A 23,945-nucleotide genomic window follows, 5' to 3' on the forward strand; every position below is an offset into this window, starting at 1 on the left:
TGAAACTTATCAGCTTTGCGGATAGATGTTGTTTTCCATCCACTCAACCATAAGCAGTCTGAGGTCATAGATATCCTGCTTGCAGTCAGGAACTCCTTCAGGTCCGGTAATATCGAATTCCGGCCTGTCGAGACATTCTACCACATTTGCATCAGGATCGTAGTTTGTAAGGTCTATAACTTCTTCGTTGCTGAGAACATAGTTGAAGAGCTTAACCTCGTCGATATCGCCTGTAAATAAATTATTCCGACCCCTGTTTGAGCCAACGCTTATACTGCCGAAATTATTAGCGACAGATCCAGAACGTCCTTCGTAAACGCCGTTTACGTAGAAGTCTGTGCCTGCACCGTCGCAGCACATCACAATATGGATCCACTCATCAGGATATACATCGGCTAGAACTAAGCTTCCGCCAGCTCCGTTGTATTCCCATGTTCCACCATCGCATTCAAGCTGGAAGTCGTCTGAGCTGCTGTCGTTGCTAAAGAAACCTGTCCAGCCAGGCTGATCAACTTCGGATGTCTTGGCCCAGATGGAAACTGAGAAGTTCTGGAAAGTCTGCTCTGAGGCAAACTGATTATCGAGGTAGTTTGAGCCGTTGAAGTGGAGGGCGTTGTTGCCGGCGAACCTTTCAAAAGAATTCGGGTCTCCGCCTTCAGCAGCGAGAGGATAGCTGCCTGTTTCATCAGTGCCGTCTGCCTCGAGTTTGTAATGAGCGAGCAGTTCTTTCATATCGAGCTCAGAATTGCCGCTGGCCTTAGAAGAGTGAACTGCATCGGTAATCACGCAGTAATACTCGGCTTCATCCGCTGTTGAGAAATCCAGCACAGATAGCTGATAGGTCTGCGTGCCAGCGTAGTCCGCTCCGTCTGTGAGGGCAATATCTGAAACACCGTCAACATACTTGAACCACTGATAGCTTGCGCCGTCGAGCTCTGTAGTTTCGATTATTCCGGTTTCGCCTTCGGCCACACTAGTGTAGCCCTGAGTATCGATGTTTACTGTGAGCGAGGCGTTATTCGTCTGGGCTGGAGGTTCTGCCAAGCCAGTGAGAACGCAGTAGTACTGAGCCTCATCGGAGTATATAACGTCTGAGATCGTAAGCTCGGAGGTGTCAGTGCCGGAGAACCTTGCCCCGTCAACGAGCATCTGGTCTTCACCTTCCTCAATGTACTTATACCACTGGTATCCGGTAGTATTATCGCCCGCCACAGAGAAAGTTGCCGTTTCATACGGATTAACCGTTGTATTATCCGGCTGGTCAGTTATTACGGGTGAAAGAGGGGTTGTGGTGAATGTCCAGACATCACCCTTTATAACATCGCCGCCAGTGAGCACCTGATCAACTCGCCAGAAGTATCTGGTGTCGTTATCAAAGCTGGAGGCAGGTGTAAGGGATTCGTTGCCGTCGGTGTAAGCAACGTTCTCCATTGTTCCTTCAAGGTCGATAATATTCGGCTCGTTTGTGGTGCTCAGAGAAGCATCAACGTAGTAAACATTGTAAGATTCAACATTATCCTCAGTGCTTATCCAGTGCAGCTCTGTATCGGTAGGTACAAGATCAGCATCCCTTGCAGGAGATACGATTCCTGCAACATTCTGATCGATTCTTCTGATTTGATAGCCAATCAGATGCCCTCTATCCTGATCGTGGCTTCTACCCAAATGCCCGCTGAATTGGAAAGAGATTTCCGCATATCCGTCGGAGTTGGTATCATCAGCTGCTTCTGTTGTCCAAACAAAGCCCTGCTCGGCAAGGTAAGTCTGGCCGCCGTTAGAATGCTCTCTCTTCTGATACTGATCTCCTGTAGAAGGAAGAGTAATAGTGAGGCCTGTTTTACAATCCCAGCTCCAGTGATACATATAGTACACTTCAAGCCTGTATTGTGCGCCGATTTCCAGGCCGTCTATGTCTTCTGAAGCAAATCTGAAGTCTTTCCAGCCTTGATAACCGGACTTTGCAACATTGAGTGCGTATCCAGTCTGCGCAGGGTTAGGGTTGGGAAGCGAATAATCAATCGGCTCAACCAACGTTACATTCTCGTCATTCACTGTAAAGGGAACGCCGCTTATATATCCCATCTGAGGTATTTCTGCGCCTTCATTGAGAACACCCATATTATGGGCTCTTTCAAATGCACCTTCAGTCGAAACAAGAGTGGATAGATCAGCGTTTTTAGTTGCATCAAAAGTTCCCGTAGCCGCAAAAGCGGGCAGAGCCAGCATTAGAGCCATCATTAAAATTATATATCTTTTCATTAGATTCTCCTGATATTTAAATTACATTTCTAACTTATACTGCTCAAACATTACTCGCTGCACGCAGATGCAGGGTACAGTCCGCAGTTGTTCCATTCCAGAGCATACTGAACAAAATCAACGAGGGTGATCTTGCAGTCGCCGTTTACGTCGTACTGAATTGGATACAGGCAGGTCGTTCCGCCGGCAACATCAATATACTCCTGAGCAATTTCTTCGTCGCTTAGGGCATAGTTGTAGATCTTCACTTCATCAGCAAGGCCGATAAAGGTATTGCTCTCGGCGCGGTTGTGAAGGATCTGAATCTTTTCAAAATCGCCTTCGAAATTCTCATTTTCGTTGTTGAGCGTTCCGTTACCGAATACCCTTGAAAACTCTCCGTCGTAAACGAGTGCTACATGGAACCATTCTGAAATCTCTTCCACGCCTGCAACATCGCCGTTATAGTATCCAAGCTGGAAATCGCCGTTGTTTATAACGGCATCGTAATCGCCAATCGCCTCAGCATCTGCTGCCTTTGCCCACATCATCACTGTATATTGATCCAGAGTTTCAGTTGGGTCGAAGTAGTACGTGGCGTTATCGCCTTCCAGAGTAGTTTCCAGAGCAGATCCGCCCCCGAGGCCTGTGCCGAATTGATATGTCGGCTGGCTTGCAGTAAGGTCGTAGCCGCTTAGCGAGCTGTCTGTAAGATCGCCTTCGAACTGATAGTATGCCCAGAGGCGTTCCGTCCAAACCTTTGCGTTGTTTGTCTGGGCGTCCGGCCCGTTTCCGCTGATAACGCAGTAATAATCGCCTTCATCAGCAAGCTGGGTATCAAGGATTGTGAGAGTATCAGTGGTTGTGCCTGCGTAGTCTGCTCCGTCTGACAGGGCAGTATCTGAAACGCCGTCAACATACTTGTACCACTGGAAGCTGGTTACGTCTTTGTGCTCGAATGTTATAGCGGTATCATCTCCCGGGGCAGTATAGTATCTCGGCTCGGGCTGCATTGTAACAGTAGGAGCGCCTGATTTGGTTGTAAATTTCCACCAAGGGCCTGTGATTGTTTCAGGATCGCCTGCGGCAGAGCCGTTCACGGATTCATCAACCCTCCAGTAGTAGTCGGTATTTAGGGAAAGGCCAGAGGGGCTATAGGTTGTAAATGTTCCGCCTGAATCGGCAACTGTAGTGGGTGTAAGCCCGCCTGCAGGCATATTAGGCTCTGTATGAACATAGACAAAGTGGTCTGTGATATCGGTTCTCGGCAGGCTTGTTTCCTGGTCAAGAGCCTTGCTCCAGCTTAACGTAAGATCAGTTTCCTGATTTGCTGCGCCATTTTCCGGAGCGGGATTATGAGCTGTTGAGGTTTCAGGAACCATCTTATGCAGAACAAACCCCATCACAAAACCCTGAGAGCCGTCGCCGTCGTTAAAATCGATTTCAACAGTCTCTTCTGCAGCCTGAGCTGTCCAAGTTCCTCGGATGATATCTGCCGTAGCTCCGGTGGCACCATCATTACCCCCTGAGTCCAGAAACGAGTTTCCGTCTTCGTCAACAGGGAGGATAAGGTCATATCCGCACCAGCTCCAGCTCGGGCCTACCAGAACCTGAATCCGATAATCAGAGCCCGCCTCGAGATCTTCAAGTGTGATAGTTACAGATCCGTTCCAGCCGGATTGCAGTCCTGAACTGATAACGTTCTTAACTACATCGTTGGCTTCGGCGTCGTAGCTGTTGTCATACTTTGCCCCGTCCACAGGATCATCAAACCAGACGCCGTTCTGGGTTGTATTGGTGTAGTATGCAGCCCATGGGAAATCACCACCCATTCCTGCCAGCGTTTTGGTCGGATTGCCCAGATTTTCAGCCTGCACCAAAATCCCGTCGGTAAACACCTCATCTGGGAAATCCAGATTCCCGTCAGAGCTGAATGTGGAGCATAGCCCCGTCGTTGCTGCAAAGCCAAGCAGCGTTAAAATTAATAGCTTTTTCATTTAGGTCTCCTTAAAATAAGAACATTAAAATTATTAAACGACTAAAAGAAACAGCGCATCTTTGCGCTATTCGAACTTCAATTCAATTTCAGGATTCATAAACACTCCGTTATCCCCGCCGTTGGAATTTCCGCCGTCGCAGAGGGCAAGGGTTAGGTATCTGGCGTCTTCAGGGATAGTTATATCCAGTTCAAACTGCTTGTCTTCGGGGACAATCTCCATCTTAGAAAATGCCGGCTCTCCGTCGAAGAGAACAAACACATCAAGCTTTGATTCGTGGGCTTCTGAGCCCGGTTTAATGTCAAATCCGCTTTTGAATCCGTCAAGCTTGAGAGGCCTCACCGTATTTCTTATCCTGCGAAGGTCTAGCGTAAATCCCAGATTGGCTGTAAACACAACCACCTCTTCATTCTCCACTGTAAAGAAATTCTTGTTAAACTGTACAGGGAGGTTTGAGCCTTCTCTTCCCGCAGCTATGCCCCAAAATGAATCTCCCTGCGAGAGCCTCAGGGCTTTTGTTTTAAGGCCTTTGGAAGTTATCTTGATAGATTCGCTTTCGCCGTTTGATGAGAATATGCAGTCAACGTACTGGTTTTCTGGAAATTCTTTGAAAACCTGATAGGGCATTCTCTGCACCTTGGAAACGTCCCCTGCCTCCATCTTCTGCTTCCACTCGTCTTTGAGGGGCAAGAGGCTGGATCTTTTTCCGGAACCAAAGCCGTCGCCTCCGCAAACTAAATCCGCAATCGATATACTCTGGCCTCTCCAAACCCCGAGACTGCCAATATTGATTTTTCTCGCAAATTTTGATGTATCCGGATCTGTGCTTGAGATTTCGCCCTTCTTATCAAGGCTTCTGGCGGCGGTACCGCTGATAGACTGCTGGATTTGACTGGAACTGACTTGAGCAGAGCCCTTTATCATCTGAACAGTTGTCTGTCCGTCTATGCCCGTTTCAACACCGAATTCAGTGCCGATGTCAACTACATCGCAGTTTTGAGTTTGAATCTTAAAACCGCTGGCCCTTTCAGGAACTTGAGCAAAAAACTTCCCGTAGCTGAGAAATGCGCTGTTTTTGCCTGTAAGGCGAACCTCAGCAGGCCCTTCTACAACAGCCCTCGTTCCGCTGATAAACTCAAACTCTGCAATCCCCTCGAAAATCCGCACATATCTGTCTGCATAGATCTCATTATTCTCGCCGATCTTGGTATCATCGCTGAAGTGAACATTATGGGTTTGCGTTAGCTTTCCTGCCTGAACTGGAATGAAATTCGCATATATCACAAGAAAGAGGATTGCCGCAACGCCGGATACCGCAAAGGCAAGGAGGCCCTTTGAATAACGCCTTTCTGTTTTATGAGGCTCAGGTTTTTTGAAGTTTATCTGACGAGAATTTTGCGATTTTTTCGGCAGTGGCGGCTGTTTTTCCTCGCTTCTGGCAATTTTATCCAGCTCGCTCTGCCCTGCTTTCTCTGTATGATTGTTTTCGCAGGCAAAGCCGGCAGTGTCCTCAAGGCCTTTAGCTATCGCACTGCTGCATAAACAGTCGTGGATGTTTCTGTGCAGATATGCGGCTTTCGCAAAATAAACTGCATTCTCCCTGCTTTCTTCAATCCAATTTGAGAGCTCCTCAAGCTGCTGAACGGAAAGCTCTGAGCTGTTTATGAGATAAAGGGTGATGAGTTTTTCAATATTACTGCTGTCCATCACTTCATCCCCGAGGCCTTCATCACACAGTCTTTCAGAGCAAGCCTGATCCTGTGCATCAGAACGTAAATATTGTTTGTAGTCATCCCGAGCTTCTGGGCAATTCTTCCCGGCGCAAGGCCGCTGTAGTAATGCAGCTCTACGACCAGTTTCCATTTGCCCCTGAGTTTGGAAATGCATCTATTCAGCTCAGTCTTAAGAGAGGTTAAGTTCTCATTTTCCTGACAGTACACCTTCTCGAGCTGCTCTATCGCATCCTGCGAGAGGCATTTCTCCCTGCCCTTGCCTCTTTCGTAGTACCGAAGCACCTCATTCCTGGCAATACCAACTGCCCACGAAGTAAAAGAGCGGTTTCGGTCGTACTCGTCGAATTTGCTCACGAGGATAACAGCCACATTCTGAAGGATATCATCTGCATCCTGAAAATCAGGCACCAAAGTTGAAATAAATCCCGCTACAACGCTTTGGGCTCTGGTCCAGAGTACTGTAAGTTCTTCCTGGCTTTTTTGAGCCTTGTTTTTCATAACAAACCAAATAAATAAAAATTTGCTTTCACATAGTATTCCCTCCAATTGCAAATTCCTTACAAAAAAAATTTAAGTTTAGAAAATTTTTCAAATTTTATGTAATTTTTCTTGAATAATTTAATAAGGCTTGTTAATTTAAGCCATAAATGAATGAATGTCTATCTTATTCTTCAAGCAAATTAGTTGTGAAAGGTATTTGCAGATGAAACGTTTTTTGGTTACTGCCGTTTTTGCTCTTGCTTGCATTCAGCAGGCCTACTCCGCAGGGATAATAATGAATATTTATCCTGAGGACGGGGATGTTTTGGCAACGTTTAGCGGCAGTCTCGATCTTACGAGATTTTATGATTCCGGTTCTGTAGAGTATAGGCCAGGAGATGGATCTGGCGGTGATTCGGCAGCGAATTTATACCCCAAAGAACCTTTTATTGTATTTGCAAGCAGCGAAAGCACAGGCGATTTAACTTTTATTACAGACTTTGACTCACAAGTAACTGTTTTCGGTACAAGCGAATTGGTCTCTGCATCCAGCTTTTCTGGAAGTACTATGTTCTTATACGCCAGTGACACGAGTATTGAAACTCAACAACTTGGGTTTGATGACGCAGACATAGACGAAAACAATATAGTTCAAGTAAGCGGGACAGCAATATTTGAGAACAACACTATTTCCGGACTCGGGCTCAATCCGGGGACATACGAAATAAACGATTCTGATTTCGCAGAAGGCGAAAACTTCACGCTCACAATCACCCCCGAACCTGCAACTATCGCCCTTCTGGGGCTTGGCGGTGCGTTTATCAGAAAACGCAGGGCATAATACAGAGATTAGATTTAAGAAAAAGCCGCTGAATCGTTCAACAGCGGCTTTCTTATTTCAATTGTTTGCTTCAATCGCTACTGAATTACAGAAATCGCAAGGTCCACTTTCCCGAACGGTGCGCTCACGGCAAGGCCTGCAATCTTATCGCGTATTGCCTCGATGGATTCTCTGGCTATATCGATTCCTGTCTTAGCGGCGTCTTCTTTGTTGTCCGCTTTGCCCATCCTGTCTATCAGCTCTTTGGGCACAACTATCCCGGGCACCTCATTTGCCATAAATTCAGCGTTCCGTTTGCTTGTAAACGGCCATATTCCTGCAATAACAGGGATCTCGTAGCCGCTTATGGCGTCTGTGAAGCGGAAAAACGTGTCCAAGTCGAATACGGGCTGGGTAACGCAGTATTCTGCCCCGGCTTCCACTTTCATTTTGTAACGTTCGATTTCTCTCTCGAAATCGTTCGCCCCGGGATTCACGCCCACGCCGATTGTCATTTTTGTGGCATCGGGCACCTCGCTGCCCGCTATATCCCTTGAGGAATTGAGCATTCTTGCCATCCTTGCCATGCCGATAGCATCCACATCAAACACGCCTGTTGCATCGGGATAATCGCCCACCTTCGGGGGGTCTCCGGTTACAAAGAGCATATCGTTTATGCCCATTGAGGCAGCAGCAAGCATATCAGACTGAAGCGAAATAATATTCTTATCCCTCGAACATACGTGGAGGATAGGCGATATGCCGGCCTGCTTTATTCTAACAGCAGTTGCAAGGGCAGACTGCCTGAATGATGCACGCGGACCATCGGGGATATTTATAGCATCCACCCCGGCAGACCTGCACTTTTCGGCCTTCTCCGCAGTGGACTCCAGCGAAATAGACCTGGGCGGAGTGATTTCCACTGTAGTTAGAAAATCATTATTCGCAAGCTTCCTGCCCACAAGGCTTCTCTCTTCGAGAGGAACAACGGGCTTTTCGAGCTTTTCATCCTGCCCGGATGCCTTAACGCTGTACACCCTTGCCTTCTGGTCTGCCTTTGAAACGCCCTTAACCGCCTTGGCAATCTCGCTTATATGCTCGGGAGTAGTTCCGCAGCAGCCGCCTATAATATCGGCGCCTTTCTCATACATCCGCTTGGAGTATTCCGCCATATATTCCGGCGTGCACATATAGATGCTACGCCCGTCAACGTTCTGGGGAAGGCCTGCATTCGGCTGGATGCAGAATGGCTTGTCTGTAAGCTCTCTGGTTTCATCGAGCAGCTCAAGCATATCCGAAGGCCCCATCCCGCAGTTGAAGCCGCAGGCGAATACGTTTTCCCTTTCCGCCACTCTTGCAAGAGCGGATTTAATTCGCTCTGCTCCGCGCTCACGCCAGTTCAAAGCCGGGCGGAGGGTAGCGATGATTTTTCTGTCTGTATTATCAGCAGCGGCATCCAGAGCAGCAAGCATAGCGTTTACATCTGCAAATGTTTCGAAAACCAGAAGATCCACGCCGGCCTTATCCAGCGCAGCTATCTGCTCTGCATACGCCCTTCGCACATCATCAAGGTAGTTATCGCTCTCTGCGGCATCGCTTGCAGTGGAGGCCGAGCCCACAGAACCTGCCACAAGGGATTCGCCCGCACATTCACGCGCCAGCTCCGCTCCACGCATATTTATTTCTTCCACCTTGTCTGCAAGACCGAAACCTGCAAGCTTGATGCTGTTTGCCGCATAGGTGTTTGTTTCGAGGAAATCACATCCCGCTGCGGCATACTCAGTATGAATCTCTCTGATTAGATCCGGTTTTGTGAGGTTGAGTTCCTCAAAGCAGGCATTGATGAAAACGCCCTTTTGATACAGCATCGTACCAAAAGCACCGTCCCCAATTACAACGCCCTTCTGTACTAAATTTTCAATTGGCATAACAATCTCCTTTACCTGTTTTCAGTGCAGTAAGTGCTTATTGCTGTCATAGCATCGCCGAGTTTTTCGGGGCTGCCGTCCAGCGAAGCAAACTTTCTTACCATATCTGTTAGTTTTTCGTCCGGCTCGGTTTCTAAGAGCTTCCCGCAAACGTTCACAATTCCTGCGTCCAGGCCGTATTCCAGCGCAACTCCCAGATACGCAGCCGCTATGGCATTTTTCGAGCCCGGGATATCTCGGAAGCAGTTGCTTATACCAAGCGAGCAGCGAACGCCTTCAAACTTGGGATTGCTCTTAATTGCTTTGATCGTTTCAAATGCAAGCCAAGTTCTTCCCGGCTGCCCTGGGTTCATAGGCAAATCAATAGCCAGCGGGAAGGCGGATGTATCGAAGTACATCTCTTCGGGCTTGAAGCCGTATTCGATTGCCTTATCGAATATCATTTCCGCTGTGGAAACGCTCTTTTCAAGGTCTTCCTCAGCGCTGCTGCCCTGTTCAATCATAATAAGAGCAATAAAAACAAACGGCATCTTGCGGGAAAGCTCGAAGAGCCTGTCCATATTATGAGGCTTAACTGAATTCACCATAGGCCTTTCCGGCGCTCCGGCTTCCTGCCAAGCCTCAAGGCCGGCAATAATCAGCTCATCGTTGCTGCTGTCCACGCATACCGGCACTCCCCGCCCGTGTTCTGCAGTGAGCTGAACAAACTGACGCATCATTTCTTCTGCGCGGGCAGAATCCTCTGCATAGAAGTCGTCAACGTTTACCTCTATGTAGTCTGCGCCGTTTTCCGCCTGCTGGCGAATCTTTTCGCAGATCTTTTCCACTGCTTCCTCGCTTCCAGAAGCATTTTCAAACACCACCTTCATCACCCTGTTCATTGAGGGGATAGAGGCGTGCACAGATTCTCCGATCTTTATAATGTCTTTAACTGAGTTCGTCATAGGTATCTTACAACCCCTTTCTTAGCAAAATAATGCAAAAATAAAGTAAGATAAGACAAAGAAATAGCGAGGCAGTCTATAAACCTAAGGCAGGTATGTCAAGCCAGACTTTCATTTTATCCGCCTTTTTTTCTGCCGGATTCGATTTCGCCCCGTAAGATCGCAGCAGGTTTATGAAAATACCCTTAATAAGGCGTACAGGATTTTTAAACAACCCAAAACCGTTTAAAATCAGCCTGCCGGCGAATAAACAAGGGTTTTACTGAAGGAGCAGAATAATTCAAGGAAAACATTTTTCATTTTAATGAAAATCGACCGAAGCCGCCAAGCAATACTACTTGTTTTTCTAAAAAATTTGATTTTTCTGTAAAATTTGAGCTGCTTAGTTAAACTCTATATCCCTTAACCAAAGAAAATTTTGATTAAAAAATGATTGTTAAAGGAAAATGCGTAAAAAAATTGCGGTTTATGCAATATACTTGTAAGGGTTAATTATTTTTACAGTTATAATTTAAAGGTTTAGATATGAACAGAAGGCATTTTGTGAAAAGCTGCGGACTTGGGGCATTCCTCGCAGCTTCAGGAGTAAATTTGTTTGCCGCTGAGCAGGAAAGACCAAACATACTCTGGCTTACCAGCGAAGACAACAGCCCTTATCTGGGCTGCTACGGCGATGAAAACGCCAAAACGCCGAATCTCGACAAGCTCGGCTTCAACGGCGTTCGATTCAAAAACGCCTTCGCTAATGCGCCGGTATGCTCTGTGGCAAGATCGACGCTCATTACGGGTATGTACGCATCATCTCTCGGCCTGCAAAACCACAGAAGCAGTGTAGAGATTCCCAAAGGCCTCAAAACCTATGGCGAGCTTCTCCAGCAGGCAGGGTACTACTGCACAAACAAGAAAAAGACTGACTACAATTTCCCATGGAACGATAGAGATATATGGGATGAATGCAGTTGGAACGCCCATTACAAAAATAGGCCTGCGGGCAATCCGTTTATGGCCGTTTTTAATACCACAATCTCCCACGAAGGCCAGATAACAGACAGCAGGGTAAAGCAGAGAAGAGATAAGGGGCTAATACCGAAAACCCCGAGGCTGAGCCCATCTGAGGTAAAGCTCCCGCCCTACTACCCCGACACTAAAGAAATCAGATACAACGTTGCAGTTTACTACGACAATATGACGCTGATGGACAAGTGGATCGGTGATAAGCTTGAAGAGCTCAAAAAATCCGGCGAGGCTGAGAATACCATCATCTTCTACTATGGCGACCACGGCGGCGCTCTGCCTCGAGGCAAGCGAAACATCCACGACTCAGGGACGCGTGTGCCGTTTATTGTGTATTTTCCCGAAAAATGGAAGCATCTGGCTCCAGTAAAGCCCGGGCAGTGGTGCGAGGATGTGGTAACGTTTGCAGATTTCCCCGCTACAGTGCTGAGCCTTGCGGGCGTGAAGCCCCCTGAGAACTACGAAGGCAGGGCTTTCCTCGGCAAATATAAGCAGCCAAAACGCGAGTATGCCTATCTTTACAGAAACCGTATGGATGAGCGATATGATGCAGTGCGTGCCGTGCGCACGGAAAAATGGCGCTATGTCCGCAATTACACTCCGCACCGTCCATGGGGGCAGCAGTACGGATATCCTTTCCGAGTTCAGAATATTATGGGGCTGTGGTATGAAGAATACAAACAGGGAAGGTGCAGCTGGGAGGAAGCTCGATACTGGCAGAAAAAGCCCGGAAAAGAGCTGTACTTCATACCGGACGACCCTCACGAAATGAACAATCTCGCTTACAGCGTGGAAAACGCCTCCAAACAAAGGGAGCTTGAAGAAAAGCTTAAAAACGAGATTGTTAAGACCAGAGATGCAGGATTTATCCCCGAGGGTATGTTTGAGAAAATCGCAGAGAAATACGGAACGATTTATGATTTTGCGCAGTCTAAGGATTATCAGATTCAGCGTATTGCTGAGATAGCCAAAATCGCCTCAGACGGCGACCCCGAAAAGATGGCGGTTTTTGAGATGGCCGCAGGGGCTAAATGCCCGATAATCAGATACTGGGCGGCAACCGGCTATCTCATTCTCGGCAGGAAAGCACGACCCCATATACAGACAATCCAGAAACTGCTGAAAGATGAAAAGCTTGATGTGCAGATTCCAGCAGCAGAAACCCTCCTGAGATTCGGGGTACACAGCCAAGCCGAGCAGGTGCTTAAAGATGCCTGCCATGCAGATAATTACTACCACCGCCTTGCAGCAGCCAACAGCGTGCAGATGCTTTTCCTCGAGGGATTTATGGATAAAGCTAAAACGATGAGCCTTATGCAGAATCTGCCGAAGAAAAAAGCCGGCGGGCCGGACTGGGTGAATAAAATCTACAGCCAGATAGAATCAGCCTGAGAGGTCTAAAAATCTGGGGGCGAACAATCAGGTTCGCCTCCGAAGGCCGAATTAGGACGAATATGACAAGGACAAAAATAAGACGAAGCTGCAAGGCCGGCAAACCCCTCAAAAAATAGTAACCTTTTAAATCCCTTCGCGGGCATCGTGCCCTCCCCCGCCGCAGGCGGAGAGCCTGTCCGCCGGAGGCGGAGAGGAAACGGAGGGGATATTTTTTTGACAGGATTTACATCCCCGAACCGCTTTGGCTACGGGGCAAGGATTTACAGGTTAAATATTTAATATAGGAAAAGGCGGAGAGAAAATTTTTCAGCCGCTAATCTACACTAATTTTTCACTAAGGATTTACTAACCACTAATCTCCGCTGATTTTTCACTAATGATTTTGCAACGAGCCATCCGCCGCAGGCGGACTTGCAGCTCGCCACAGGACGCAAATCTATCCGCAGCCCATTATTTTATCATCGCACACGCTTTCATGAATCACCTCTCCTGAGGGTACAACGAGGAAATCTTCCCGATCCCAGCGGCCGTCGAACATCTTCTGCATCAGTTCACTGCTGCCCTCTATTTTTCGATACTCCCATCCGAGGTATTCAGCGCATTTTTTTGTGTATTCCTCGAATTCGAGCGTTTCAAACTCCGGCCACTTCACGAAAAACGCCTTCGAATATTCCTGAATCCAGCTCTGCTCCATCTCCATTAGGTAATCGGCGTTGTCCTCGCCGTATTTCTCTGCATACTCCTGCCTCATCTTCTCGTGCTTATCCTGCCCGGGCATAAGGCAGGTTTCAATCCAGCCGGGTGAATACCAGAATATCCCCTTCTCCGAATCGAAAAGCTGCTGGTAGCGGTGCCGGCTGCCCAGCAGTATTGCGGCGCAGTCGTGAGCACGCGTGATAACCAGCGGGACATCGGCCTTGATCCCCAGTACGCTGTTGCTGCAGAGGCCGTATCCCAGCAGGATCGCATCATACTCATTGCCCTCGCTGTCCTTAGTGCCTGCCAAGGCTTTGGCGAGGGTTTCGTTGAGCATTTCGGGGGTATCGTGGAGGCTTCTTCTCAGGAACTGGATATCCACAATGTTCCTGCTCCTCGCTGCGCAGAGATAAGCCTCGCGCCGAAGGGCCTCGCAGCATACCAGCTTAAATCTTTTCTGCCCTTCCAGCGGGCATTTATCTGGGAGTAATTCCGGCATCATTATCCTTTCTTCCTAACGGCAGCTGTTTTTGTGATTCTTCCTTCAGGAATATACTTACGCTCAAAATTTGTTCCTGTTTTCTCGCCTTCTTCGGCACCTGCGGGCTTTATAAATTCAATCTCTTCGAAATCATCCTTCCCGCTTTCAAAAAGCACCCTGCAAATCTGCTCATAATAATCATCGTGGTCTGTTGCAGCGTTTATTATCCCGCCGGGCTTTAGCGTTCTGATAAGCTCTGGGAGGTTCTTCTCGCTGATGAACCTGCGTTTATTGTGCTTTGCCTTGGGCCACGGATCGGGGAAGTATATATGGTAGCAGTCAACGCTTTGGTCTGCTATATGCCCGCGGATAAAGACAGCAGCATCGGTTCGAAGCATTCTAACGTTTGTCAGCCCCCATCTGCGCATCCGGTCTGCGGCGTAGCGGTAGTATTTCCTTGCCCATTCGATACCGATAAAATTCACCTCCGGTTCAGCGGATGCCTGATGAACGAGGAACGTGCCCTTCCCCGAGCCGATTTCAATATGCAGAGGTCCTGAGCTGGCGAAAACATCGCCGCTGAAATCTATGAAGCCCTCATAATCTTCCGGTTTTATGATAAAATTCTCGCTTAACTGGCCTACTGTTCTCATTGATTTATCCTGTGATAATTAAAAGTTGAAATTGAAGCAGGGCAATTATATTGAACTTTACCGTTAAAACAAATCGAAGCAAAGCGGGAAAAATGTCCGTTTAAGCCTGCCTGATTACATTAACATAATAAATGCGCTGCTGCAGCAATTTTTCACGCTGCTGATTTGCCAGCTTATTGTAAAAATGTTATGATTATGATTTATTTGAAACAAATTTTAAGGAGATTATCGTGCAAAGTCGCAGAAGTTTTCTCAAAAACGCAGTTGGTTTAGGTGTCGCCGGATTGGCGGGGAATGTTTTCTCTGCCCGCAGCGGGCAGGATATGCCGAATTTCCTCTGGCTGACTATAGAAGATACAAGCTACTATCAGTTCGGCTGCTACGGCAACGAAACCGTTAAAACGCCAAATATAGACTCCCTTGCAGAGCGGGGGATCAAGTTTACCAATGCTTGGTCAACGGGGCCTCAGTGTTCCCCTGCACGCTCGAGCCTTATCACCGGCTGCTACGCCACGAAATACGGCATGGATTTTCACCGGAGACGGTTCAAAACGCCGGACGACATCTTCTATCCCAACTATCTTCGCAAGATCGGCTATTACTGCACCAACAACAAAAAGACAGACTACAACACCAAACACAACCACTGGGAGATGTGGGATGAGTGCTGGAAGAAGGCCTCATACGACAGCGGCAAAAGGCCCAAGGGCAAGCCGTTCTTCTCGATATTCAACGCATTTGCCACCCATATGGGGCGTGTTCGCTCGTTCACCCTTGAGGGACGCAGAGATTTCTCTAAAGACGGGATTATGCCGCGCAAGCTCGATTTGCCCGAGCACGTTCCGGATATTGAGGAGACCCGCTCAGACTACGCCTTCCATCTTGAGGGGGTGCAGGATATTGATAAATGGGTTGGGATATTCCTCAAGCACCTCCGCGAGAAAGAGCTCGCTGATGATACGATTATCTTCTTCTACAGCGACCACGGCGGCTGCCTGCCCCGCGGGAAGGGCTTTGTTTATGACACTGGCCTGCATATTCCGCTTATTATATATGTTCCGCCGAAGTGGAGGCATCTTGTGGAATTCGAGCCGGGCACGGTTTCAGACAGGCTTGTGGGATTCGTGGATTTCGCCCCGACAATATTCAGCATTATCGGCGAGAGAAAACCGAGCCATATGCAGGGCAAGGCGTTTATGGGCAAATATGCCGAGGAGCCAAGGGAGTATCAGTTTGGGTTCCGCTGCAATCAATCCAGCCACTACGACCCAGCAAGAACCGTTACCGACGGTAAATACAAATACATCCGCAGCTATATCCCGCATAAGCCCCGCTGCCTGAGAAATTTCTATCAGTGGGGGATGCCGGCAAATCTTGGATGGGATGATTACGTGCTCTCAGGCGGGAAGAACGACAAATGGCTCCAGCCATACAGGCCTGGCCCGCACGAGATGCTTTTCGATATCGAGAAAGACCCAAAAGAGCTCGACAACCTTGCAGAACAGAGCAAACACAGGCAAAAGCTTACCGAGCTTCGTAAGAAGGTTTCAGAACATATAAGAGAAACAGGTGATCTCGGCTTCTTCCCTGAAACCACTCGTGATAAGAGCATTGATTTATACAGTTGGGTTAGAAAAGCAGGATACCCCCTTGATGAGCTTCACAAGGCTGCAGAGCAGGCCAGCGAGGCGAAAACATACTATAAAACCAGCTTCTCTGAAAGGCTCAAAAGCAAATACCCGTCTATAAGGTTCTGGGGGGCTGTGGGCTTTGCTGAGATTGCATCTAAGAACGAGCTCTCAGCGGAGATGTGCCCGAAGGAGCTTCAGAAGGCGATGGAGGATGATAATCAGCAGGTGGCTATGATGGCCGCTGAGGCCTGCTGCTACTACGGCAAATACGAAAAGGCGCTTGATAAACTGGTAAATGAGCTTGTGGAAAACGGTGATAATTACGCTTTTGCTTCTCTTGAAACGATGACCTGGCACGATAAAACAAAACAGAAACTGATGGAAAAGGCCGAACTGCTCGAGAAAAATAAAAGCAGCACCAAGGTTCGGGCTATTCTGATAAACCTGGGCAAGCTGCCGGTTTCGGAACTTTACAGCGAGGAACAGAAGCAAAAGGGCATTAAAGTGAATAAAGACCGCAGGGAGCTCAAGCCTACGCCGTAATTTCAGAGAGAGTATTAGAACTTGACCGCCTCAGGCTCGTAGCGGATTGTGTGATATTCGCTCAAAACGGGGGAAATATGAAGATAGCATTATTCAGCAACAAAACCTACACGCAGAATTTTATGCAGAAGCTCAACGAGAGCTACGGGCATAAGATTCAGTTTTTCGAGCAGCGTCTTAACCCTGAAACAGCCCATCTGGCAGAGGGCTTCGGGGCGGTATGTGCGTTCGTAAACGACGACCTCGGCGAAGAGACAATAGAGAAACTAGCTGAGGGGGGAGTGAAAACTGTCGCACTTCGCTGCGCAGGCTACAACAACGTGGACCTTTGCACGGCAAAAAAACACGATATCAAGGTTGTTCGCGTGCCGGCGTATTCACCGAATGCAGTGGCAGAGCATACAATCGCTATGATCCTCGCCCTGAACAGGAATCTCTGCCGGGCAAGGTCAAGGGTTCGAGAGGGCAATTTCGAGCTTCAAGGCTTGCTTGGATTCGATTTGAGCCAGTCTAAGGTGGGTATAATCGGAACAGGCAAGATAGGCGAGATTGTTCTTAAGATACTCAAGGGCTTTGAATGCGAGCTCTACGCATACGACCCGTATATCAACGAGGAATGCGAGAAGATGGGGGTTAAGTATCTCCCGCTGGATGAGCTCCTGAAAACCTGCAACATCATCAGCCTTCACTGCCCTCTTGTTAAGCAGACTCACCACATTATTGATGCAGACGCCATAAATCAGATGTGCGATAATGTGATGCTGATCAATACAAGCCGCGGGGCACTGATTGATACCAAGGCCGCCATTGAAGGGCTGAAAAGCGGGAAAATCGGATATCTCGGCCTTGATGTTTACGAAGAGGAAGAGGAGCTCTTCTTTGAAGACCTCTCAAACGAAATCATCACCGATGACACCTTCGCAAGGCTGCTGATGTTCCCGAATGTGCTGGTAACAGGGCATCAGGCATTCTTCACGAAAAACGCCCTCGAACAGATCGCAGATACCACACTGAGCAACGTTGCGATGGTGGAACGGGGCGAGGAATGCCCGAACCAGATCTGCCCCAAGTGCGTATGAATTACAGGATAATGAATCTCCTACGTGCATCAAACACGGCAATGTAACAACGGCAAGGGCTCCGGACGGATTCGGAGCCCTTTTTTATGCGCTTATCCAAATAAAATTTTTGATTTAGCTTTAGGGCTGTTATAATCATAAAAAACTCTGAGAGGAAATTATGAAGAAAATATTTGTTTTGATTTTGGTTTTTGCGGCTCTCTTATCGGCCGGTAAAAACAGCGAGGGCTATCTCCCGGGAGGCCTTGAGATAAAGGCTGTGCGATGGCTTTCCGAGAAACCCGAAATCTCCGCAATGAGCGAGGCCGAAGGAAATCCATACCTCATTGATTCGCCTTCAGTAATCGGGTTTGTGCCTTATGCCGCCGTAACGCTTACCAATGAGAGGAAGCAGGATCTGGAGTATGAGGCCGTGAAGGAGCATTATGTAAGGGGAGGGCCGCTGATTTCAGATCCAAATCAAAATTATGAGGTGGGCGTGTTTGATACCGGCGCATCCTCGATGGTTTTCGGGTATGAAAAGCGAATGAATCTCGGCCTCGACTACTACTATATGACCAGCAACTATATGACAATCGGCGGGATTGCCGGCTATGTTGACACCCTCGTTTCCAAGCCGATTGGCGTTTATATCGCCGGCCTTGGCTCAATAGACGAACAAACCGGCGATTTATCGCTGGATGATATGGTGGGGCTTTCGAATTTTGCCGTTCTTGCCGGCGAGCCCCCCGCTCAGGACGAGCCTGACCTGCCCACCGTGATAGGCTGCCCGATGGCGGCAAGCTGGAGTGTTACGATAGATATGGACACTCAGATCTCGGTTGAAAAGAATTCACGCAGCTATTCAGGGCCGAAGCTGGAGGTATTCGACTACTACGATTCCGAAATACCGGAATATCCAAACAGCATACCCCTTGAGCTCAGGCCGCTGGGCGCTGCGATGATCTCCTACACCCCAAGCCTTGACGGGCTCGGCGGGGATTTCAGCCCCTCTTCGCCTTCGGTTATCCAGGGCATGAGCTCTCAGAGCCTTATGTTTGTTTCTGCTGTTGATATGGAAAACAACGGCAACCTCGCCTATGACAAAGACAGATTTATGTTCGATACCGGAGCTCAGGCTACGATAGTTGGCAACAGGGTGGCAGCGAGGCTCGGGCTTGATCCGATGAATCCGGATTTCGAGCTGTACGCCTCCGGCGTTACCGGAGATGTGATAATGCTCCCGGGCTTTGTTATAGACAAGATAACGATTCCCGCTCTTGGGAACTGGCTCGAATTTAAAAACGTTCCTGTGGTAGTGCATGATGTGCCCTCACCCGAAGGTGGAACGCTGGACGGGATAATCGGGACGAATCTGTTCAACGATTTTAATTTAGTGTTAAACGGCGGGGGAATTGGCTTTCAGGACGACCCGTCCATCGATTTTATCCCGCGTGATGTACCGTTCGTGCCGGCCGATTTTGCCCCCGAAAACCCCGACGGAGCAGTTGATATGGCCGATTTCGATTTCTTCCGCAATTACTGGCTCACCGAATACGGCCAGCCCGGCTATGTGCAGAAGGCTGATCTGGCTCCGTATCCCGTGCCTGATGATATCGTGAATATGCTCGATTTTGCGGAATTCGCCGCTGAATGGAAAGAGTTTTAATATTAACTTGATTATAACAGACTCTTTGCTAAGATTACCCGCAGTTTTCGGTCTAAACGTGAGGTTTCTATGTCTCTTGAAATAAAGTACAGTTCGTATCGTATTGGCAATTGGGGAATTGCTGCAATAGTTTTTCTGATTCTTACCGGCTGGTTCACCTACGACGGCCATATGAATCAGGGATTCATTGATGATCATACAGTTGATGGAAAGCCCGATCATACGCTGATCTTTAATCAGCAGTTCTGGCTTTTCGGGCTGCCGGCAGCGATCGCCTCGGCAGCGGGCTATATGCTCTTCAGGAAAAAACGCATCTACGCCGATGATGAAAAAATCACCGTGGACAAAGACACACAGATCCCATTCGACCAGATTGAAGCGGTTGACTACACGAATTTTAAGTCTGACGGGAAATTCACTGTTGAATACACCAGCGAAGGGCAAACTAAAACCTTCACTTTCAGCAAAAAGGCTTGGGACGGGCTCGATAAACTCCTCGAGCTTGTGATAAGCAAAGTTGACAGCGAATAGCCGGCAGAATCTGAGCAGAGGATTTATCCTGCCGGCCGAAACTGGCTGAAACTGATTTTCCCTTCAAAGCCTTGAAGCCTAAAGGTCTTGCTTAAGCTCTATTACAGCCTTTGCAGAGAAGCTGCTCTTTGTTTTTATAAACTTTGCGTAGTTGCCCCATTGCAGGTCGGGGTAGTCCCAGATACTGTTTATGATAAGTGTATCTTTGCCGGCCTCTCTTTTGTATCGGCAGCCGAGATTCGCATCGCTCAACACATCCAGCCGCCCGCCGCCTTCGTAAAAGACAGAATAGCGGTAGATATTTTCCTTTAGCCCGCGGGCGAGCCTGCTAAGCGGAAAACGCTTGTCGGTGCCGAAATAGAAGAAGTCCTGCGTATCATATACCCAGAGGTGTTCGGGCTTTTTCCTGTATTTCATCTCAGGGGCATAAGAAAGATCTGCTGAGCCCTTTTGAGGGGAAAGATCGTTTTCCGGATAAGCCGTGAAATAGCCTTCCCTGTCCCAGCTCACCTTTTCGGCATCCGCTGTGATGAATTTAAAGCCCGCTTCTTTTATGTGTTTGCCCTCAGGCAGACCTGTCGCTTTGCATTCAATCTCTGCAACGCCCGCTGCGTTAATCCGGAATTTGAATTCCGCTGAAATCTTCCCTGCGCTGCCCTTTATATCTGCCAGAAAAACGCCCTTCTTAACTGAACAGCTCGAAGACTCCACTTCCCATTTCTTGCCGGCAAGGGCTTTTATCGGGCTGTTCCATCCGAGTTTTTCAAAGATTTTGATATTCAGATGCGGCCCGGATTTTATAACCAGCTCGCCGCCAATTTTGAGGTCTTTTATCAGGCCGTCCTCTTTATCTAAAACGAGCTCAAAGTTCTCGCCTCTGGCTCTCGTTTGCGAAGAGCTTCTCTGGAGAGTTATCTTGCCGTCTTCTTTTATTGCAGGGAGTTTACTGCCCTGTTCTCCGATTCGAATGTTGTATCTGTCGAGAAGCCTCCTGTCTTTGAAGAACTTGACTGAAAGCTCGGTTCCGCCCTGCCAGTTCAATGCAGGCAGAGACAGCAGGCCTTCTTCGCCGGCATCTATATCTGAAAATGCAAATCCTGATTTGCCCATATACTGCCATTCAGCAGCGACTTCGCTGAGGCTGGTATGGTTGAATCTGTTATGCACTTTCAGCTTGAGCTGTTCGCCCGAGGTAAATTCATCAACCTGCTTTTCGAGAATCTTCACAGGCGAGTATGCCTTCTTGGTTCTCCAAAATTCCGGCTTCTTCCTCCTCCAAGGATCCACTATCCCCCATCCGCCATAACCGATTGCTGGGCCGCGGGCCTCAGTGCTGCCGTTCTTGCCCTGATTATCCCAGATCTCTCCCCTGCCGGGCAGGCCTTCAGGCAGGAAGAATGTTTCGTCTATCATCCCCCAGATCGCTCCGCCTGCACCGCTTCCTGATTTGAGCAGATTGGCATACATCTTATCAAGGCTTCTCTCCCAAAACGCCCTTATGTTCGGCTCTACCCTGAGGCTGTCGGTGCAGTAGCAGGCAACATGCGCCCATTCATCATATATAACGGGCATCCCGCTGCGGTCGAAATCTTTGATTGGAAAGCCCTGCACTTTATCATTGCCGTGCCACTTTGGATAATGCAGGCTTAGGATGTCGTACACCTTCTTTTTATCCGGCACGGTGTTTGGGAAGCTGAACATCACCGGCCTTGTTTTATCGTTGGCTTTGATCCAGTCGTAGGATTTCTGGAAATTCTTTCCGTAGGTGCTTTCATTGCCCACAGACCATATTATCACGCTCGGGTGATTGCGGTGGTTGTTTACCATTTCCCTCAGCTGAGATAGATAGCGGCTGGTAAATTTATCCTTATTCTGCGAGGTGCCTTTGTACTGGAAGCATATAGCCGATTCATCCTCCACATAAATCCCGTAACGATCGCAGTAGTCCAGGAATCTCTCTGTTGGGGGGTAATGAGATGTTCTGATGAAATTCATATTTGCCTGTTTTGCGAGCAGGGCATCGAGCTTGTCATATTTTGCGGTTGCGCATCTTCCAAGCTCGGGGTGCAGATCGTGCCGGTTGGCACCTCTAAGCCTTACCTCATCGCCATTTACATAAAGCTTCTCGCCTCTAACTTCCACTTCCCTGAAGCCCACTTTCTCCGGGCAGCGATATAAAACCCTGCCCCCTTCGACAATCTCTGCTGAGAGCGTGTAGAGGTATGGACTTTCGCTGTTCCATTTCCTTGGAGACTGGATATCCATCAATACAGTGCCCTGTTTTTGTGCCTCAGCGAGCTTCTCTTTTTTTATCACTTGGCCATGATCGTCTAAAAGCCTGAAGAGCACATCAGAGGGCTCTGAGCGGGAAAGGCTGTAGTTTATTTTCAGCTGCGCGTCCTTATATTTTTCGTCCAGCTCTGTTTCGATATGCAGCTTTTCAAAATGCTGAACAGGCACAGCGCTGAGCTCAACATCTCTTAGAATACCGCCAATGTTATGCTTTGCATAATCGCTTGCTCCGGAGATATCATCGCTTCTGTCAACCACCTCCACTGCAAGCTCGGCTGTTTGTCCGGGCTCTGCAAGGTCTGTTATATCGCAGCTCCATTTGGTAAAGCCGCCAAAGTGTTCCCGCAAAAACTCACCATTCACCCATACTCGTGCGTAGCTGTAAACCCCGTGGAAATCCAGCGAGATCTTTTTGCCGCTGAAATCTTCGGGCACTTCAAAGCTCTGCCTGTATGCAAAGGGGGTGTCTGCTTTTATCGGAAATCCCTGCATCTGACACTCTCCCGGAACTTTGATATCAGCCCAGTCTGAGGTGTCTAAGCCTTTCTGCCAGAATTTTTCGGGAGGGTCTATGGAAAATTTCCACACGCCGTTAAGCGATATTACAGGGTTGTCCACTCCCGCCACTGTAAGCTTCTGGTTCTCTTTGCCTGTCATACATCCGCTGAGAAAGACAGCCGAAAAAGCTAAAAAAACAAATCCCTTGAATTTCATTTTCGCAATCCTTAAAAATTCTTATTTGTATTCCCTGCAAGCCTCAACATAGGCTTCTATATTCTCCCAAGGCACCTCCGGCTCGATAACATGCGATGGGCAGCAAAACAGCCCGCCCTTCTGCCCTGCTATATCCAGATTCTTCTTCACCTGATCCTTAACCTCCTGCGGCGTTCCAAAAGGCATAAGCTGCTGAGTGCCTATAGTACCGTTGAAAGAGATCTTGTCGCCAAAATCTGCGTGAACCTTTTCAAAATCCATACATTCAGGCTGCACGGGGTTTAAGATGTCTATCCCGGCCTCTATAAGTTCAGGGATCAGGCCTGTGGCTTTCCCGCAGGAATGATAGCTTATGAGGATGTCGGGATTTACCGATTTGGCAGCATCAATCACCTTTTTCAAACGCGGCTGAAGCCACTCACGATACATCTCAGGAGACATAATCGTTGTATTCTGCATACCGATATCATCTCCGAGCCCGAGGATATCCGAATCCATTGCCGCAAACTTCTCCGCTCTGTAGCAGGCCTTTTCAGTGATGATATCCAGAAGCCTCGAGGCTTTAGGGTCGCCCATAGTCATATCAAGCATCAGATTATCCATGCCCCGTATATACCATGCCGTTTCCCAGATCGTACACTCCATCCACACAAAAACAGCGAGCCCCCTGCTTCTTATATTTCTGCAGGAATCCGCAAACTGCTCAAAGTCAACTCCTGTGAAATCCGGCCAGGGGTAATTCTCAATCTGCTCAACAGAATCAAAATCCTGCATAGGGTGGTGCATCTGAGTCATATGCATTGAATTTGGGTTCTCCTCATGGGCAACTCCCCAGATATCGAAATCTACGCGGTGGCTGAAGCCCTCGGGATAGAATTCATTCCAGTCAACGTTTCTCTCAGGCAGAAGGCCGTTATTTTCAAAAGCCCAACCAAAGCCCGGGTCCACAACGATTCGGTAAGGAAATTCGAAATAATCCTGATAGCTCTCGGCCTCAGGATGTTTCCTTTGAAACTCTTCAATCTTGCTCGGGCATAGATTAAAGCCTGCCGGGGCCTTCTCATAGCCCTCACGCCTGTATAAGCTGAGCATATTTTCGCGCATATCCATAATTAAAAGCTCTCCAGT

At 48.3% G+C, this 23,945-nt stretch carries 16 protein-coding genes; 6 read left to right on the forward strand and 10 right to left on the reverse strand.

The window, feature by feature from the left end:
* Positions 1 to 9: 9 nt before the first annotated feature.
* From STSP1_RS04560 to STSP1_RS04575, 4 genes are all read right to left on the reverse strand, one after another.
* On the reverse strand, positions 10 to 2,259 hold the full coding sequence (locus STSP1_RS04560) for a LamG-like jellyroll fold domain-containing protein (protein WP_085755216.1): 2,250 nt from the start codon (positions 2,257 to 2,259) through the stop codon (positions 10 to 12).
* Positions 2,260 to 2,309: 50 nt separating this feature from the next.
* Positions 2,310 to 4,235: a LamG-like jellyroll fold domain-containing protein gene (locus STSP1_RS04565; RefSeq protein ID WP_085755217.1), complete on the reverse strand. Its 1,926-nt coding sequence runs from the start codon at positions 4,233 to 4,235 to the stop codon at positions 2,310 to 2,312.
* A gap of 66 nt (positions 4,236 to 4,301) precedes the next feature.
* On the reverse strand, positions 4,302 to 5,942 hold the full coding sequence (locus STSP1_RS04570; protein ID WP_085755218.1) for a FecR family protein: 1,641 nt from the start codon (positions 5,940 to 5,942) through the stop codon (positions 4,302 to 4,304).
* Complete coding sequence (locus STSP1_RS04575; RefSeq protein ID WP_123806983.1) at positions 5,942 to 6,466, reverse strand: sigma-70 family RNA polymerase sigma factor; 525 nt, start codon at positions 6,464 to 6,466, stop codon at positions 5,942 to 5,944. Before STSP1_RS04575 ends, STSP1_RS04570 begins: the two co-directional genes overlap by 1 nt.
* Positions 6,467 to 6,671: 205 nt before the next feature.
* On the opposite strand from STSP1_RS04575, the gene STSP1_RS04580 reads away from it, so the two are divergent.
* Positions 6,672 to 7,289, forward strand: a complete 618-nt coding sequence (locus STSP1_RS04580; protein WP_161491606.1) for a PEP-CTERM sorting domain-containing protein — start codon at positions 6,672 to 6,674, stop codon at positions 7,287 to 7,289.
* Between the two features lie 77 nt (positions 7,290 to 7,366).
* On the opposite strand, the gene STSP1_RS04585 is transcribed toward STSP1_RS04580, so the two are convergent.
* Complete coding sequence (locus STSP1_RS04585; protein WP_085755221.1) at positions 7,367 to 9,196, reverse strand: bifunctional homocysteine S-methyltransferase/methylenetetrahydrofolate reductase; 1,830 nt, start codon at positions 9,194 to 9,196, stop codon at positions 7,367 to 7,369.
* Positions 9,197 to 9,207: 11 nt separating this feature from the next.
* The gene (locus STSP1_RS04590) at positions 9,208 to 10,140 is read right to left on the reverse strand and encodes a dihydropteroate synthase (protein WP_085755222.1); all 933 of its coding nucleotides are present in this window, start codon (positions 10,138 to 10,140) and stop codon (positions 9,208 to 9,210) included.
* Between the two features lie 525 nt (positions 10,141 to 10,665).
* Here STSP1_RS04590 and STSP1_RS04595 point away from each other — a divergent pair.
* A complete protein-coding gene (locus tag STSP1_RS04595; RefSeq protein ID WP_085755223.1) occupies positions 10,666 to 12,546 on the forward strand; it encodes a sulfatase-like hydrolase/transferase in 1,881 nt (626 codons plus the stop codon).
* A 439-nt stretch (positions 12,547 to 12,985) separates the two neighbouring features.
* On the opposite strand, the gene STSP1_RS04600 is transcribed toward STSP1_RS04595, so the two are convergent.
* Positions 12,986 to 13,747 carry a DUF1638 domain-containing protein gene (locus STSP1_RS04600; RefSeq protein ID WP_085755224.1) on the reverse strand — a complete coding sequence of 254 codons (762 nt, stop codon included), beginning with the start codon at positions 13,745 to 13,747 and terminating at the stop codon, positions 12,986 to 12,988.
* Positions 13,747 to 14,379 (reverse strand): tRNA (guanosine(46)-N7)-methyltransferase TrmB, encoded by a 633-nt coding sequence (gene trmB, locus STSP1_RS04605; RefSeq protein WP_085755225.1) that lies wholly within the window; start codon positions 14,377 to 14,379, stop codon positions 13,747 to 13,749. Before trmB ends, STSP1_RS04600 begins: the two co-directional genes overlap by 1 nt.
* Positions 14,380 to 14,609: 230 nt before the next feature.
* Here trmB and STSP1_RS04610 point away from each other — a divergent pair, with 230 nt between their 5' ends.
* From STSP1_RS04610 to STSP1_RS04625, 4 genes are all read left to right on the forward strand, one after another.
* Positions 14,610 to 16,553, forward strand: coding sequence for a sulfatase family protein (locus STSP1_RS04610; protein WP_226997514.1), 1,944 nt, complete (start codon positions 14,610 to 14,612; stop codon positions 16,551 to 16,553).
* Between the two features lie 77 nt (positions 16,554 to 16,630).
* Positions 16,631 to 17,632, forward strand: a complete 1,002-nt coding sequence (locus STSP1_RS04615; RefSeq protein ID WP_085755226.1) for a 2-hydroxyacid dehydrogenase — start codon at positions 16,631 to 16,633, stop codon at positions 17,630 to 17,632.
* A 160-nt stretch (positions 17,633 to 17,792) separates the two neighbouring features.
* Positions 17,793 to 19,280 carry a retropepsin-like aspartic protease gene (locus STSP1_RS04620; RefSeq protein ID WP_085755227.1) on the forward strand — a complete coding sequence of 496 codons (1,488 nt, stop codon included), beginning with the start codon at positions 17,793 to 17,795 and terminating at the stop codon, positions 19,278 to 19,280.
* A 69-nt stretch (positions 19,281 to 19,349) separates the two neighbouring features.
* The gene (locus tag STSP1_RS04625; RefSeq protein WP_085755228.1) at positions 19,350 to 19,811 is read left to right on the forward strand and encodes a hypothetical protein; all 462 of its coding nucleotides are present in this window, start codon (positions 19,350 to 19,352) and stop codon (positions 19,809 to 19,811) included.
* Between the two features lie 78 nt (positions 19,812 to 19,889).
* On the opposite strand, the gene STSP1_RS04630 is transcribed toward STSP1_RS04625, so the two are convergent.
* Together STSP1_RS04630 and STSP1_RS04635 are read right to left on the reverse strand one after the other, a co-directional pair.
* Complete coding sequence (locus STSP1_RS04630; RefSeq protein ID WP_085755229.1) at positions 19,890 to 22,817, reverse strand: glycoside hydrolase family 2 protein; 2,928 nt, start codon at positions 22,815 to 22,817, stop codon at positions 19,890 to 19,892.
* A gap of 21 nt (positions 22,818 to 22,838) precedes the next feature.
* Entirely contained in the window at positions 22,839 to 23,927 is a 1,089-nt protein-coding gene (locus tag STSP1_RS04635; RefSeq protein WP_085755230.1) for a uroporphyrinogen decarboxylase family protein, read from the reverse strand.
* Positions 23,928 to 23,945 lie beyond the last annotated feature (18 nt).

Origin of the sequence: Sedimentisphaera salicampi (assembly GCF_002117005.1) — a bacterium.
Taxonomy (GTDB): Bacteria; Planctomycetota; Phycisphaerae; order Sedimentisphaerales; family Sedimentisphaeraceae; genus Sedimentisphaera; species Sedimentisphaera salicampi.